The 14,773-nt window shown below is 71.4% G+C and carries 12 protein-coding genes; 4 read left to right on the top strand and 8 right to left on the bottom strand.

What is annotated here, in order from left to right; all coding sequences use genetic code 11:
- Positions 1-36 precede the first annotated feature (36 nt).
- Positions 37-1,314 carry an alginate lyase family protein gene (locus DWB77_RS31225; protein ID WP_120725270.1) on the bottom strand — a complete coding sequence of 426 codons (1,278 nt, stop codon included), beginning with the start codon at positions 1,312-1,314 and terminating at the stop codon, positions 37-39.
- Between the two features lie 277 nt (positions 1,315-1,591).
- Here DWB77_RS31225 and DWB77_RS31220 point away from each other — a divergent pair, with 277 nt between their 5' ends.
- A complete protein-coding gene (locus DWB77_RS31220) occupies positions 1,592-2,971 on the top strand; it encodes a uracil-xanthine permease family protein (protein WP_120725268.1) in 1,380 nt (459 codons plus the stop codon).
- A gap of 197 nt (positions 2,972-3,168) precedes the next feature.
- Entirely contained in the window at positions 3,169-3,933 is a 765-nt protein-coding gene (locus DWB77_RS31215) for a DUF5995 family protein (RefSeq protein WP_120725266.1), read from the top strand.
- 52 nt (positions 3,934-3,985) lie between these two features.
- Here DWB77_RS31215 and DWB77_RS31210 read toward each other — a convergent pair whose 3' ends face one another.
- The 4 genes from DWB77_RS31210 to DWB77_RS31195 all read right to left on the bottom strand — a co-directional run bounded on the left by DWB77_RS31210 (position 3,986) and on the right by DWB77_RS31195 (position 9,354).
- Complete coding sequence (locus tag DWB77_RS31210) at positions 3,986-5,677, bottom strand: flavin monoamine oxidase family protein (protein ID WP_120725264.1); 1,692 nt, start codon at positions 5,675-5,677, stop codon at positions 3,986-3,988.
- A 147-nt stretch (positions 5,678-5,824) separates the two neighbouring features.
- Positions 5,825-6,622, bottom strand: a complete 798-nt coding sequence (locus DWB77_RS31205; protein ID WP_120725262.1) for a carbon-nitrogen hydrolase family protein — start codon at positions 6,620-6,622, stop codon at positions 5,825-5,827.
- A gap of 796 nt (positions 6,623-7,418) precedes the next feature.
- Positions 7,419-7,874: an Lrp/AsnC family transcriptional regulator gene (locus tag DWB77_RS31200; protein ID WP_120725260.1), complete on the bottom strand. Its 456-nt coding sequence runs from the start codon at positions 7,872-7,874 to the stop codon at positions 7,419-7,421.
- Positions 7,875-7,884: 10 nt separating this feature from the next.
- Positions 7,885-9,354, bottom strand: a complete 1,470-nt coding sequence (locus DWB77_RS31195) for an amino acid permease (RefSeq protein WP_120725258.1) — start codon at positions 9,352-9,354, stop codon at positions 7,885-7,887.
- A 360-nt stretch (positions 9,355-9,714) separates the two neighbouring features.
- On the opposite strand from DWB77_RS31195, the gene DWB77_RS31190 reads away from it, so the two are divergent.
- Positions 9,715-10,794, top strand: coding sequence for a GDSL-type esterase/lipase family protein (locus DWB77_RS31190; protein WP_120725257.1), 1,080 nt, complete (start codon positions 9,715-9,717; stop codon positions 10,792-10,794).
- On the opposite strand, the gene DWB77_RS31185 is transcribed toward DWB77_RS31190, so the two are convergent.
- From DWB77_RS31185 to DWB77_RS31175, 3 genes are all read right to left on the bottom strand, one after another.
- Positions 10,791-12,272 (bottom strand): GuaB1 family IMP dehydrogenase-related protein, encoded by a 1,482-nt coding sequence (locus DWB77_RS31185; protein ID WP_120725255.1) that lies wholly within the window; start codon positions 12,270-12,272, stop codon positions 10,791-10,793. The genes DWB77_RS31190 and DWB77_RS31185 overlap by 4 nt on opposite strands.
- An 89-nt stretch (positions 12,273-12,361) precedes the next feature.
- Positions 12,362-12,706: a barstar family protein gene (locus DWB77_RS31180; protein WP_120725253.1), complete on the bottom strand. Its 345-nt coding sequence runs from the start codon at positions 12,704-12,706 to the stop codon at positions 12,362-12,364.
- Positions 12,703-13,125: a ribonuclease domain-containing protein gene (locus DWB77_RS31175; RefSeq protein WP_120725251.1), complete on the bottom strand. Its 423-nt coding sequence runs from the start codon at positions 13,123-13,125 to the stop codon at positions 12,703-12,705. The genes DWB77_RS31180 and DWB77_RS31175 overlap by 4 nt, the downstream gene beginning before the upstream one ends.
- 71 nt (positions 13,126-13,196) lie before the next feature.
- On the opposite strand from DWB77_RS31175, the gene DWB77_RS31170 reads away from it, so the two are divergent.
- A complete protein-coding gene (locus DWB77_RS31170) occupies positions 13,197-14,768 on the top strand; it encodes an ATP-dependent DNA ligase (protein WP_120725249.1) in 1,572 nt (523 codons plus the stop codon).
- Positions 14,769-14,773 lie beyond the last annotated feature (5 nt).

The following is a 14,773-nucleotide window of genomic DNA, read 5'->3' as shown; positions in this document are numbered from 1 at the left end:
CGCGCCCGGCCGGGCTCACCGCCCTCCCCAACGGGGTCAGCCGGCGATGGAGTCGAGCTGTTCGGCCGCCGGACGCAGGGCCCACAGGTCGCCGCCGGGCGGCGCCTGGAGCCGAGGAACGGCCGCCTTCGCCGCCCGGTCCCCCGCGTCGGCGGCGGCATGGACGACATCGCTCGCCGCGTACCGATGGAACTCCAGCTCCGGATGGGTCCAGGCGGCCGCTGCCGTGGCGGCGGGCAGCACATAGCGGACGGCCTCGAACAGGCTCTGCCCCTGCGGCCCTCGATAGGTCCAGAGGTGGACGCCGACCTGGTTCCCGATGGCCGCGAGCCGGGTGTAGGCGACGAGGTCGAAGGTCGAGTAGTGCCAGCTGCGGGTCCTGGACAGCTCCTGCGGCTGGCTGCCGTCGGCCGCGATCTGCGGGTCGATGCGCAGCTTCTCGGCGCCGAGCACGGTCCTGCGGGCCAGGCCCCGGTCGCCGGTGGCCAGGGCGAGGGCGGCGATCTGGAGGTCCTGGAAGGTGCCGTGGTTGTTCGCGGCCGCCGACTCCTCCTTGCCGAACGCCGAGTTGACCTCCCAGTCCAGGAACGCCTTGTTCCAGGCGAGCATGGCGGAGCTGTCGCCGGCCGACCAGCCGGGCGCCCCGGTGTCGAGCACGGCGATCGCGTCGAGGACGCTGGAGTACTGCTGGGAGAAGTCGATGATGCCGATGGCCCGGCCGTCGTACGTGCAGGGGATGAACTGGCCGTGGTCCAGGTTCGGGTTCATTCGCGTGGCAGGGTCCAGGAACCAGGTGCGCAGGATGGCGGAGGCGTGCTCGGCGTACTGCCTCCTGCCCGTGTAGTACCAGGCCAGGCTCAGGCTGGTGACCGAGTTGAACACCTTGCCGAGATCGGGCCGGTCGGTGCCGGTGTCGACCTCGGGATTGCGCTGCCCGTCCTTCTGGACGTAGGGACAGCCCCAGGGGTTGGCTGCGGTCTTCGGCTGCGAAGGCCACCAGTACGGCGCCTGGCTGAGGTAGTCGTGCACGTCGCCGCCCGGGGCGGGCTTCGGTTTGTCGACCACGGTCCAGGGCCCCTGGCCGAGCCATCCGTCGGCGGTGGCCGTCAACTGGCTCAGCGCTGCCCGCAGTTGGGGATCGCCGTGGTCGAGGCGCCGCTTGGTGTCCTGGAGCCGCCTGCCGTCGAGGACCACGGTGCGGGGGGCCTTGGCGGTGGCCGGGGCGGCGTACGAGGTCGCGGGTACGAGCGCGGAGGCGATCGCCACCGCGAGGGACAGCACGGCGACGAGCCCGCGCCGGGGTCGTCCACTCATCGGGCACTCCCATCGGGTAGGACAGCGGGGGCAGCGGAGGACCGCTGACGAAAATCACCGGCAGGGTCGGCACGTCAATTCAGCTACATGAACGAGATTCACTCACCGGGCCGTGCGAGCGTAGGGCTCGCTGCTCCGCCTGACAATGCCCTCAACGCCGATTCACGGATGGGACCTTCGGCCCGGTCCGCTTCGGTGCGTGGCCCCGTGATCCGGCATTAATATTTGGCCTGAACTTTTCGCGGTAACGATCCCCTACGGACGAACTGGAGCGACCATGCGTCTCGGCGTGCGCTGGACCCTGCACGGCGACGGGCGGACCCCCGCTCCCGGAGCCGTCGTACGCCCCGACGAACGGCTCTCCTGGCCGCGCACGATCGGGCTCGGCGCCCAGCACGTAGTCGCGATGTTCGGCGCCTCGTTCGTCGCCCCGGTCCTGATGGGCCTCGACCCCAACCTCGCGATCATGATGTCCGGCATCGCGACGGTCATCTTCCTGCTCGCCACCAAGGGCCGGGTGCCCAGCTACCTCGGCTGTTCGCTCTCCTTCGTCGGCGTCGCCGCCGCCATCCGGGCCACCGGAGGCACCAGCGCCACCGTGACCGGCGCGGTCTTCGTGGTGGGCGTGGTGCTCTTCTTCGCGGGCCTCGCGGTGCAGCGGTTCGGCGCGCGGATCATCCACGCCGCGATGCCGCCCATCGTCACGGGCGCCGTCGTCATGCTGATCGGCTTCAACCTGGCGCCGGTGACCGCCGCCACGTACTGGCCCCAGGACCAGTGGACGGCGTTGATGGTGATGCTGTTCACCGGTCTGGCCGTGGTGTGTCTGCGTGGTTTCTGGTCCCGTGTCGCGATCTTTCTCGGGCTGATCTTCGGATACGGCGTCTCCTGGCTCCTGGACCGCGTCTTCGGGAAGATCCACTCGGTGCACGGCGGCACGGAGGCCGTCGACCACTGGCGCCTGGACCTGTCGGGCTTCGCCAAGGCCGACTGGATCGGACTGCCGAGCTTCCACGCGCCCAGCTTCGAATGGTCGGCGATCCTCGTCGCGCTGCCCGTCGTCATCGCCCTGATCGCGGAGAACGCGGGCCACGTCAAGGCCGTCGGCGAGATGACCGGCGCCGACCTCGACGACAAGCTGGGCACCGCCATCGCCGCCGACGGCGCCGCCTCCATGCTCTCCACGGCCGTCGGCGGCCCGCCGAACACCACGTACTCCGAGAACATCGGCGTCATGGCCGCCACCCGCGTCTACTCCACGGCCGCCTACTGGGCCGCCGCCGGATTCGCGCTGCTCTTCGGCGTGTGCCCCAAGTTCGGCGCGGTCGTCGCGGCGATCCCGGGCGGTGTGCTCGGCGGCATCACCGTCATCCTGTACGGCATGATCGGCCTGCTCGGCGCCCAGATCTGGATCAACGCCAAGGTCGATCTGCGCAACCCGCTGAACCTGGTGCCGGCCGCCGCGGGCATCATCATCGGCATCGGCAACGTGACCCTGAAGTTCAGCGAGAACTTCCAGCTCAGCGGCATCGCCCTCGGCACGATCGTGGTGATCACCGGCTATCACGTGCTGCGCGCCTTCGCGCCGGCCCACCTCAAGGAGCAGGAGCCGCTGCTCGATTCGGGCACCTCGTCCTACGAGAAGGACCAGGCCTGAGCGGCTGCTCGCCGTAAGCACCCGGACCCGCTCGGACGTCCCGCCGTGCGGCGGAGCCCGGGCGGGAGCTCGCCCCGCCTGACCGTCCATAGCCGCTCGGCGCGCCAACGGGGGCTCCGCACCGCGCCGTTCATCCGTTTTGGTCATGCCCTCTTACGGCGGTGCTCGCCGCGGCGGCCAACTGGGACGCTGCCCCCATGACGCAGACCGCATGGAGCGAGACCGGACACCTTGCGCACACCCATCGGTTCGCCGCGCCGCTGGACCCGGTGGTCCGGCGGATGCGGGCCCTGCGGGCCGATCTGCCGCCCCGGGACGGCATCGCGGTCTTCAACCGCGTCTATCTGACAGTGACCGAGGAGATCTCCCGGCTCCTCGCGCACGGCGCCTTCGCCGACCCGCGGGCCGCGGCCACCCTGGACGTGCTCTTCGCCGGGCGCTACCTCGCGGCCGTGGAGGGCACGTCCTTCGGCCGTCGGCCACCGGACTGCTGGCGGCCGCTGTTCCAGTACCGGCGCCATCCGGGGGTGCGGCCCCTCCAGTTCGCCCTGGCCGGGATCAACGCGCACATCGGGCACGACCTGACGCTCGCGGTGGTCGACAGCTGCCGAGCCCTGGAGTGCGAACCGGCTTTTCTGGAGCGGGACTTCGACCGCGTCGGCGACACCCTGACGCTGCTGGAGGAACGCATCCGCGAGGAACTCATGCCCGGGCCCGACCTGTTCCAGGTGGCCGACCCCATGACCCATCTCCTTGCGTCCTGGAGCCTGGAGCGGGCGCGGGACGCCTCCTGGTCGGCGGCGAAGGTGCTGTGGCAACTGCGCGAACTCCCCTCCCTGGCCCGGGAGTTCACCGAACGCCTGGACGCGGGCGTGGGGCTTGTGACCCGGTGCCTGCTGACGCCGCTCGCGGCCTCGGCGCACGCTTCGGCCCGTCCGGCGTGGGAGGACGACCACTGGTGAGGCACGGCCGGGCACCCCGGGGCAGAGCCCCCGGGTGCCCGGCCGCGAACACCTAGTCCTCCGGAAGCTCGACCGGGGCGATCTCGTCGTACAGGTCGCCCGGCCCCGGGTTGGACGCGTCCGTGGTGCCACCGAAGTGGTGCATGACGCCCCACACCGCGTTGAGCGCGGTCTGCACGGCGCCCTCGGCCCAGCCGGCCGTCCAGGAGATGTCGTCGCCCGCGAGGAAGATCCCCCGCTTGTCCTCGGGCAGCGAGTCCTGCATGAAGTGCGTGAACAGACGGCGCTGGTAGCGGTAGTGGCCGGGCAGGTTCGCCTTGAACGCGCCCATGAAGTACGGCTCGTTCTCCCACGACACCGTGACCGGGTTGCCGATGATGTGCCGCCGGATGTCGACCTTGGGGTAGATCTCGCCGAGCGACTTGAGCATGACCTCCATGCGCTCGCTCGCCGACAGCGGGAGCCACTTGAGGCTGTCGTCGCACCACGTGTAGGAGAGGCAGATGACGGCGGGCTTGTCGGGGCCGTTGTCGAGCAGATACGTGCCGCGCGTCATCCGGTCGGTGAGCGTCATCGACATGACGTCACGGCCGGTCTCCTCGTCCTTGTCCAGCCAGAACGGCCGGTCCACCGGCACGAACAGCTTGGAGGACTCCATGTAGTGGGTGCGCTCGATCGCCGTCCAGTGGTCGATCGGGAACAGCGAGTCGTCGCAGGCGATCTTGGACAGCAGCATCCAGGACTGCGCGGTGAAGATCGCCGCGCGGAAGGTGCGGATGTCGCCGTCCGCGTCCGTCACGGTGATGCGGTTGCCCGCCGTGCGGTGCAGCCGGGTCACGGCCGGCCTGGGCGCGCCGTCATGGAGCGAGGAGAGCGAGGTGCCGGGCGCCCAGTGCACGAGCTTCTCGGGCTCGCGCTCCCACAGCCGCAGCGGCAGCTGCTGGGAGCCGCCGACGATGCCGCGGTGGAGGTCGTCGGCCTCCGTGTAGACGACCCGCAGGATCTCCAGGATGGAGTTCGGGAAGTCGGTGTCCCAGCCGCCGGTGCCGAAGCCGACCTGGCCGAAGATCTCGCGGTGCCGGAAGGACTTGAAGGCCTCCGAGTCGCAGAGGAAGCCGTAGAAGGTCTGGTTGTCGAACTTCTCGACGAGCTTGGCCCAGATCTCCCGGATGCGCGGGATGTCGCGCTCGCGGATCGCCTGGTTCATGTCGGAGAAGTCGGCGCCCTCTTCGAGACAGGCGTTCCAGGCGTCCATGACCTCGCGGTACACGGCGGGCAGCTCGTCGACCGAGGTCGCGTAGTGGGACTCGCCCTTGAGGTCGACGACCGTCGAGGGGGTGTCGGACGCGAGCGGGTTGGGGAACGGCTTGGTCTCCAGGCCCACCAGGTCGATGTAGTGCTGGAGCGCGGTGGAGCAGGGCGGGAACCGCATGGCGCCCATCTCGGCGGTCAGCTCCGGGTCGCAGCCGGGGAAGCCGACGGTGCGCAGCCGGCCACCGATCTGGTCGGCCTCGTACACGACGGGCTTGAGGCCCATCTTCATCAGCTCGTACGCGGCGACGACGCCGGAGAGGCCGCCGCCGATGACCGCGACCTCCGCGCCGTGCTCGGTCGCGGGTATCTGGCCGAGCCCGGCCGGGTGCGCCAGGAAGTCGTCGTACGCGTAGGGGAAGTCCGGCCCGAACATCGTGACGGGCGGCTGCTCGTCGATGTGCTGGACGGCGGTGGGCACCGTGGACGTCATGGGGTACGGACTCCTTGCGCAGTACGGAAGTTGAGGGGGGCAGGACCTCGGCCCGGGCTCGGGGGTCGGAGCTCGGGGATCAGGGCCGAGGGCTGGGGAGAAGGCTGGAAGCTCAGCGGTCGGGGCTCAGGGCTCAGGGCTCAGGGCTCAGACGAGGGAGGCGTAGAGGCCCGGGCGGCGGTCGCGGAGGTAGGGGTTGTTCGCGCGCGAGGCGGCCAGGAACTCGGGGTCGACGTCGCCCACGACCAGCTCGGTGCCCCGACCGGCGCGGGCCCGCGCGGCCCCGTCCGGCCCGGCCAGGCAGCTCAGGCCGACGAACTCGAACTCGCCCTCGGGGCCGGTCCGGTTGACGTACGCGACGTAGAGCTGGTTCTCGAAGGCGCGGACCGGGACGAGGGACTCCGCGACGAACTGGAAGGGGTGCATCTGGGCGGTGGGCACCAGGAGGAGGTCGGTGCCGGCCAGCGCGTGGGCCCGTACGTTCTCCGGGAACTCCACGTCGTAGCAGATCATCATGCCCACCCGCAGGCCGTTCAGGTCGGCCTGGACGACCGGCTGGTCGCCCGGCGTGAACGCCTCCTGCTCGAAGCAGCCGAAGAGGTGGGTCTTGCGGTAGTTCGCCAGGCGGCTGCCGTCGGGGCCGATGAGCTGGGCCGCGTTGTAGACGGCGTCGCCGTCGCGCTCGGGGTATCCGTAGACGACCGCGAGGCCGTGACGGACCGCGATTTCGGCGATCGCCCGCGCGGAGGGGCCGTCGGCGGCTTCGGCGAGCTTGGCCACGTCGTCGCCGATGGCGTACCCGGTGAGGAACAGCTCGGGGCAGACGATCAGACCGGCGCCGGTCGCGGCCGCCCGCCCGGCCGCCTCGTCCAGCGCCTTCAGGTTCGCGGCTACGTCCGAGAGACTGCCGGAGCTCTGGAGCAGGGCGGTGCGCAACGCGGGCATGGGCAGTCCTCGGCAGTGGCTGAAGTGCGGGGTGGGGTCACTAGACGGTACGTTCCGGCGCTTGGCCGGGACAAGGCGGGAGCGTTGCGCGTGGCCGCGCGATTCGTTGCGCAGGATCGGCGAATCCCGGCGATTCATTGCGCTGGGCCGTGCGGCGCGGGGCGGTCCTGGGGGTGTGGGTCGCGGGCTGCGGGCCGGGGGGCGGGCTGGGTGCGGGGTGCTTGCGCAGTTCCCGCGCCCCCATGAAACCCGTTGGCGGCTGCGGGCCGTGCGCGGCTGGTCGCGCAGTTCCCCGCGCCCCCAAAGGCCCTGGTCGGCTGCGGGCCGTGCCCGCTTCTGGCGCAGTTCGCCGCGCCCCCAAAGGCCCTGGTCGGCTGCGGGCCGTGCCCACGTCTCGCACAGTTCCCCGCGCCCCCAAAGGCCCTGGTCGGCTGCGGGCCGTGCCCACGTCTCGCACAGTTCCCCGCGCCCGCCCTGGCAGGGTCGGGTGTCGGACAGTGCGGGCGTCTGCGGGGCGTCGGGCTTTCGGCCCTGGGGCCGATTTTGCGCTTGCGGCTCGGTGGGGGCTGGTCGCGCAGTTCCCCGCGCCCCTAACTACGCTGCGCCGGCCCGCATCGGCCACCTCAGCCCGTCCGGCGATTGAGGACGAGCGCCGTTCAGGCGCGATACGGGGTCTGGGGCGGAGCCCCAGGGAGCCCGGAGCCGTCCAACCCTGCGCCTACGGGCGGGTGGGCGGGCAAAGGGGCTCGGGGTCTGGGGCGAAGCCCCAGGGGGGCCGGGGCCGCAGGTGGGCCCGTCAGGCTGGGGAGCCTGAGGTGTAGCGGCGTAGGAGGGGCGAGAGGACCAGTACGGACTTCGTACGCTCCACGTACGGCTCCCCCGCGATCCGCTCCAGAACCCGCTCGAAGTGCCGCATGTCCGAGGCGAAGACCTGAATGATCGCGTCCGCCTCACCGGTGACGGTGGAGGCGGACGCGACCTCGGGGTACCGCTCAAGACCCCGCCGGATCGCATCCGGCGAGGTGTTGCGACGGCAGTAGATCTCGATGAACCCCTCGGTCTCCCAGCCCAGCGCCGCCGGATCCACCCGTACGGTGAAGCCGGTGATGGCCCCCTCGGCCCGCAGCCGGTCGACGCGCCGCTTGACGGCCGGCGCGGACAGGCCGATCAGCGAGCCGATGTCGGCGTAGGAGCGCCGGGCGTCTTCGGCGAGCGCGTGGACGATGCGTTCATCGAGGTCATTGAGTCGCACTGCGGGTGGATCACTTCTGTGAGGCGGTGGCCAGCCTGGAACGGCGGTAGCCGTATCCGAAGTAGATCACGAGACCGGCGGCCATCCAGTATCCGAAGTACTCCCAGGTGACCCCGGAGAGGTTCCACATGAGGTAGCCGCAGCTGAGGAAGCCCAGGATGGGGACGAGCCAGCCGAACGGCACCCGGAAGGTGCGCGGCATGTCGGGGCGCGTCCTGCGCAGGATGATGACCGCGACGTTGACCAGCGCGAAGGCGAAGAGCGTGCCGATGCTGGTGGCGTCGGCGAGGTTGCCCAGCGGGACGGCGGCCGCGAGCACACCGCAGAACAGCGAGACGGCGACGGTGTTGGCGACCGGGGTGCCGCTGCGCGGGCTGACCTTGGCGAACACCTTGGGGACGAGGCCGTCGCGGGACATCGCGAACAGGATGCGGGTCTGGCCGTACAGCACGGTCAGGACGACGCTGGCGATGGCGATCACCGCGCAGGCGGCGAGCAGCGTGCCCCAGAAGGAGTGCCCGGTGACGTCCTTCATGATCCCGGCGAGCGCGGCCTCCGAGCCCTCGAACTGCTTCCAGGGGCGGGCGCCGACGGCCACGAAGGCCACCAGGACGTACAGCGCGGTGACGATGATCAGCGAGAGCATGATCGCGCGCGGCAGGTCCTTCTTGGGGTTCTTGGCCTCTTCACCGGCCGTGGAGGCCGCGTCGAAGCCGATGTAGGAGAAGAACAGCGTCGAGGCCGCACCGCTGACACCGGCCGTGCCGAGCGGCATGAAGTTCGAGTAGTTGCCCGACTTGAAGCCCATGAAGCCGATCACGCAGAAGAGCACCAGGGCGGCGATCTTCACCGCGACCATGATCGTGTTGATGCGGGCGGACTCACGGGCGCCGCCAAGCAGCAGGCCCATGGCGAGGACCACCACGATCAGGGCCGGCAGGTTGAATATCCCGCCGTCGCCGGGCGGCGCGGACAGCGCGTCGGGGATGGTGACGCCGATCGTCCCGTCCAGGAACTCGTTGAGGTACTGCCCCCAGCCGACGGCCACGGCGGCCACCGAGACGCCGTACTCCAGGATCAGGCACCAGCCGCAGATCCAGGCGATGAGTTCGCCGAGCGTTGCGTAAGCGTACGAGTACGACGAGCCCGCCACGGGGATGGAGCCCGCGAGCTCGGCGTAGGAGAGGGCGGAGAAGAGCGCCGTGAGGCCGGCGAGGACGAAGGAGAGCGTGACGGCGGGTCCGGCCTTGGGGACGGCCTCGCCGAGCACCACGAAGATACCGGTGCCGAGCGTCGCACCGATGCTGATCATGGTGAGCTGCCACATGCCCAGCGAGCGCTTGAGGGAGCCGCCCTCGCCCTGGCCACCCTCCGCCACCAGCGTTTCCACCGGCTTGCGCCGCATGAGACCGCTACCGGGGCGCGGGCCCCCGGCGGCTGGGGGTTCGGTCGAGGGTGGCGCTGCGCCATGATCCAACACTGAGGTGGCTCCTTTTCGCTGCCAGTCGGACGGCGGGTGACCGCGACGGTCCGGCCGTCCCGCGGGGGGATGTTTCGGGCAGCATGGAGCCTTCCCGTGGCCGGTTCCGCCGAGCAGGCGGTCCCCGCCACTCCACGTACGGCGAGAACCCTATGGGTTTCCGCTTCCCGCTCGTAATGCAGCAACCTTGCGCATCAACGGTAGATCATTGCGCGCGACGGCCAGGGGTGGATGTTTGTTGCACGGCAATGTTCGATCCGTGCGCAAGCCCTGCTCGGGGCCCTTTTCACGGCTCCGCGCAGTGGCTCTGGTCACGGGTCCGCTTGACACCGCATCAGGGCTGTTGCAGGGTCGCGCCCCATGGATCTGGACACACCGCACGAGATCGCCGGAGAGCCGGCCACGGGCTGGCAGGATCCGGCCCCCTTCCTGCGCGGGGTGGCCTGGCTGGATGCCGAGGGGCAGCCGGTCCGCGCGGATCCCGAGGACGCGATGCGGCTTCCCTGGGACACCGGTGAGCGGGCCGCGCTGCCCATCGGGATGCGGATCGAGTTCACCGCGCGGGGCGCGACGGCGGTGGAGATCCGCTACCGCGCGCGGGTGCCGGAGCCGGGCGAGGCGCTGCACGAGCTGGCCCACACCTTCGCGCTCTGGCAGGGTGACCGCTGCCTCGGGGAGACCACGGCCACCCCGCACCGGGAAGGCCGCGTACGCATCCAACTCCCGTGCTCCGCGGGCCCGTTCACCATCCATCCGCCCGAGACGCAGGCGCCGCACATCGACGCGGTGCGGGCTGTCGGCGGCATGATCGCGCCGACCCGGCGCACGGCGCGCTGGCTCGTGCACGGGGACTCCATCACGGAGGGCTGGTGGTCGACCCGGCCCGCGCACGCCTGGCCCGCCGTCGTCGGCCGGACGCTGGGTCTGGACACGGTGAACCTGGGCTATGCGGGCGGGGGCCGCGGCGAGCTGCCCACCGCGGAACAGATCGCCCGGCTCCCGGCAGACGTCCTCACCCTGGCCTTCGGCACCAACTGCTGGTCGGCCATTCCGTTCTCGGCCCCGCTGATGCGCGAGACCACGCTGGCGTTCCTGCGTCTGGTGCGTCGCGGCCACCGAAAGACCCCGCTGCTCCTGGTCTCCCCGCTGCTGCGCCCGGAGGCCGAGCGGACGCCGAACGCCCTGGGCGCGACGCTGGCCGAGCTGCGGGCGGCCATGGAGAGCGCGACCCGGGAGCTGATCGACGCGGGCGACGACGCGCTCCAACTGCTGTCCGGGCAGGGCCTGTTGGAGCCACACCACCTCATGGACGGACTGCATCCCACCGACGAGGGCCACGCCCGGGTCGCCGCCGCGGTGGCGCGGGCGCTGGCCCCGCTCGTGCCGAAGCCCCCGCGAGCGGACTCACGGGGGCTCGGGGCAGAGCAACAGGGCGACTAGCTCCAGCTGGCGTGCAGCGGCTTGCCCTCGGCGTAACCGGCGGCGGACTGGATGCCGACGACGGCCTTCTCCTCGAACTCGGCGAGCGAGGAGGCACCGGCGTAGGTGCAGGAGGAACGCACGCCCGCGATGATCGAGTCGATCAGGTCCTCGACGCCCGGACGGGTCGGGTCGAGGAACATGCGCGAGGTGGAGATGCCCTCCTCGAACAGGGCCTTGCGGGCCCGGTCGTAGGCCGACTCCTCGCTCGTACGGTTCTTGACCGCGCGGGCGGAGGCCATGCCGAAGGACTCCTTGTAGAGGTGGCCCTCGGCGGAGGTGTGGAGGTCGCCCGGGGACTCGTAGGTGCCCGCGAACCAGGAACCGATCATGACGTTGGAGGCGCCGGCGGCGAGCGCCATGGCGACGTCGCGCGGGTGGCGCACCCCGCCGTCGGCCCAGACGTGCTTGCCGAACTTCTTGGCCTCGGCGGCGCACTCCAGGACGGCGGAGAACTGGGGGCGTCCCACGCCGGTCATCATCCGGGTGGTGCACATGGCGCCGGGGCCCACACCGACCTTGATGATGTCCGCGCCCGCCTCGATGAGGTCGCGCACGCCCTCGGCGGCGACGATGTTGCCCGCGACGATCGGGACGTGCGGGTCCAGGCCGCGGACGGCCTTGATCGCGGCGATCATCGACTCCTGGTGGCCGTGCGCGGTGTCCACCACCAGGGTGTCGGCGCCGGCGTCCAGGAGCTGCTTGGCCTTGCCGGCCACGTCGCCGTTGATGCCGACGGCGGCCGCGATGCGCAGCTTGCCCCGGGCGTCGGTGGCCGGCGTGTACAGCGTGGCGCGCAGGGCGCCCTTGCGGGTCAGGATGCCCGCGAGGCGGCCGTCGGCGTCCACGGCCGGGGCGTAGCGGCGGTTGGCGTTGTCGAGGCGGTTGAAGGCCTCGCGCGGGTCGATGTCGGCGTCGAGGAGCAGCAGGTCCTTGGACATGACCTCGGAGAGCCGGGTGAAGCGGTCGACGCCGGTGAGGTCCTGGTCGGTGACGACACCGATCGGCTTCTGGTCGGCGTCGACGACGACGCCCGCGTTGTGGGCCCGCTTGGGCAGCAGGGCGAGCGCGTCGGCGACGGTCTGGCTCGGAGCCAGGACGATCGGGGTGTCGAGCACCAGGTGGCGCGTCTTGACCCACGAGATCACGTCGGTGACGACCTCGATCGGGATGTCCTGGGGGATCACGACGATGCCGCCGCGCCGGGCCACGGTCTCGGCCATGCGGCGGCCGGCGATCGCGGTCATGTTGGCCACGACGAGCGGGATGGTGGTCCCGGTGCCGTCGGGGGAGGCGAGGTCCACGCCCTGGCGGGAGCCCACCGCGGAGCGGCTCGGCACCATGAACACATCGTCGTACGTCAGGTCGTACGGCGGCTTGATGTCGTTGAGGAAACGCACGTGCTGAACATCCCAGTCGATCGAGGTGGCCCCAGGCATTTCAGCCAGGGGAAAAGCACGTAGTTCATTGTCCCATGTTCGTACGATCGCGCCGCCCGGGCCGATCGTCCAGGGACCGGGGAGCGGGCCTAGTGCGATCCTCCGAGCGCGAGGTGCACGGCGAGCGTCCCGTGCGGCCCGGTCCCCGCCGCACCGCCCAGGACGTCCAGGGCGAGCGCCCACTCCTCGGGCCGCTCCACCGCGTACTCCTGCCAGCCGGTCACCACGACGAGCCGGCCGGGGCGGGCCGGGCCCCAGTCGGGGTCACCCAGACAGTCGGCGAGGGCGTCCCAGTTGCGGCCGAACCAGTCGGGCAGGCGCAGCGCGGTGGCCACGCGGTCCATGAAGGCGGCCTTGTCGCCCACCCCGTCGAGGTCGACGCGGTCGACCAGCCACCCCGCGGGCCGTACGGAGTCGAACGGTTGGGCCGTCATCGCAGCACCGCCTTGAACGTCTTGTAGTGGTCGTCGGTGTAATAGAACTCGCCGCCCTGCCCGGTGATCAGGCGCCGAGCGCCGCGGTCCCGGGAGTTCGGGGTGTCCACGGTGTACTCGTGGTAGTAACCGCGCTTCTGCCGGGGCAGCAGCTTCTCGACGTTGCCGAACACCACACCGTCCTTGCTGTACGGGAACGGGCCGCCCTTGTCGATCAGGGTCAGCGTGTGCCGTGCTTCGGGCGGCAGCCGGTCCGCGGGGACCGTGGCCATGCCCTTGGCCCAGGCGGGGGTGGAGACGGACGCGGAGGCGCTGGGCCCCGCGGTTCGCGCGCTGTCCTTGCCGCCGCAGCCGACGAGCAGCACGGCCAGACACGCCAGCACCGCGGCGAGGGCGATCCGGGCAAACCTGGTGATCATGTGCCGATGCTCCCATCCGGCGGGGGCCCGAGCGAATGCGTGGGCGGCCGATTCCGGGTCACGATGGAGTCATGCTGCTCGCCGACGTGGCCACGACCTCGGCCGACATCGCCGCCACCGCCTCGCGCTCGGAGAAGTCCGCGCTGCTGGCCCGGCTGTTCTCGGCCACCGAACCGGACGAGGCGCCGCTGGTGGTGACCTATCTGGCGGGGCGGCTCCCGCAGCGGCGCACCGGGCTCGGCTGGAACACCCTGAAGGACCTTCCGCCGCCCGCCGACTCGCCCACCCTGACCGTCCGGGAGGTCGACGAGCGCCTGGAGGCCATCTCGGCGGTCGCCGGCAAGGGCGCCCAGGGCGAGCGCAGACGGCTGGTCGGTGAGCTGATGGCGGCGGCCACCCGAGGGGAGCAGCGCTTCCTGGTCGCGCTGATCACCGGAGAGGTCCGCCAGGGCGCGCTGGACGCGGCGGCCGTCGAGGGGCTCGCGGCGGCGGCCGGCGCCCCGCCCGCCGAGGTGCGGCGCGCCGTGATGCTCGGAGGTTCGCTCGGCACGGTCGCCCGGGCGCTGCTCGCCGAGGGGCCGGCCGCGCTCGCCGCGTTCCGCCTGGAGGTGGGCCGGCCCGTGCTGCCCATGCTGGCGCACAGCGCGAAGGACGTCGCCGAGGCGCTCGACCGGCTGGGCCCGTGCGTCGTCGAGGAGAAGCTCGACGGCATCCGCGCCCAGGTGCACAAGGACGGCGACGCGGTACGGGTCTTCACCCGCACCCTCGACGAGATCACCGAGCGGCTCCCCGAAGTGGTGGACGCCGCACGGGAGTTGGCGGCCGAGCGCGCCGTGCTCGACGGCGAGGTGATCGCGCTCGGGCCCGACCGCCGGCCGCGCTCCTTCCAGGACATCGCGGGACGCGTCGGCTCCCGGCTCGATGTCGCGGGCGCCCAGGAGCGCCTGCCGCTCTCCCCCGTCTTCTTCGACCTGTTGTCGGTGGACGGACGGGACCTGCTCGATCTGTCGGTGCGGGAGCGGCACACGGAGCTGGCCCGCATCGCGCCCGAGCCACGGCGCGTACGGCGGTATGTGGTGGAGGACCCCGCCGATCCCGAACAGCGGCGCGGCGCCGAGGAGTTCGCCGCCGAGACCCTGGACCTGGGGCACGAGGGGGTGGTGCTCAAGGCGCTCGACTCGACGTACGCGGCGGGCCGGCGCGGTGCCTCGTGGCTGAAGGTCAAGCCCGTGCACACCCTCGATCTGGTGGTTCTGGCCGCCGAGTGGGGCCACGGCCGGCGCACCGGCAAGCTCTCCAATCTGCACCTCGGGGCGCGCCGTGAGGACGGCACGTTCGCCATGCTCGGCAAGACGTTCAAGGGGCTCACCGACGCGCTCCTCACCTGGCAGACCGAACGGCTGCGGGAGTTGACGGTGGCCGAGGAGCCATGGGGGGTGCGGGTGCGGCCGGAACTCGTCGTCGAGGTGGCCTATGACGGCGTACAAAGATCATCGCGTTACCCGGAAGGGGTCACACTGCGTTTCGCACGGGTAGTGCGCTATCGCGAGGACAAGAGGGCCTCGGAAGCGGACACGGTCGCGTCGGTGACCGCTCCCCCCGGTTCTCGGCCTGGGTCGAACGGGGAGGACGGGGACGCCTGACGCGG

This window comes from Streptomyces hundungensis (assembly GCF_003627815.1).
Classification (GTDB): domain Bacteria; phylum Actinomycetota; class Actinomycetes; order Streptomycetales; family Streptomycetaceae; genus Streptomyces; species Streptomyces hundungensis_A.
The sequence above is the reverse complement of the archived record's forward strand: the minus strand, read 5'-3'. Positions and strand labels throughout refer to the sequence as shown.

Bases quoted from the DNA above. Each gene is read 5' to 3' on its own strand.
- DWB77_RS31205 (WP_120725262.1), bottom strand. From the start codon at position 6,622: ATGCCCGCGTTGCGCACCGCCCTGCTCCAGAGCTCCGGCAGTCTCTCG.
- DWB77_RS31170 (WP_120725249.1), top strand. From the start codon at position 13,197: ATGCTGCTCGCCGACGTGGCCACGACCTCGGCCGACATCGCCGCCACC.
- DWB77_RS31185 (WP_120725255.1), bottom strand. From the start codon at position 12,272: ATGCCTGGGGCCACCTCGATCGACTGGGATGTTCAGCACGTGCGTTTC.
- DWB77_RS31225 (WP_120725270.1), bottom strand. From the start codon at position 1,314: ATGAGTGGACGACCCCGGCGCGGGCTCGTCGCCGTGCTGTCCCTCGCG.
- DWB77_RS31210 (WP_120725264.1), bottom strand. From the start codon at position 5,677: ATGACGTCCACGGTGCCCACCGCCGTCCAGCACATCGACGAGCAGCCG.
- DWB77_RS31190 (WP_120725257.1), top strand. From the start codon at position 9,715: ATGGATCTGGACACACCGCACGAGATCGCCGGAGAGCCGGCCACGGGC.
- DWB77_RS31215 (WP_120725266.1), top strand. From the start codon at position 3,169: ATGACGCAGACCGCATGGAGCGAGACCGGACACCTTGCGCACACCCAT.
- DWB77_RS31175 (WP_120725251.1), bottom strand. From the start codon at position 13,125: ATGATCACCAGGTTTGCCCGGATCGCCCTCGCCGCGGTGCTGGCGTGT.
- DWB77_RS31180 (WP_120725253.1), bottom strand. From the start codon at position 12,706: ATGACGGCCCAACCGTTCGACTCCGTACGGCCCGCGGGGTGGCTGGTC.
- DWB77_RS31220 (WP_120725268.1), top strand. From the start codon at position 1,592: ATGCGTCTCGGCGTGCGCTGGACCCTGCACGGCGACGGGCGGACCCCC.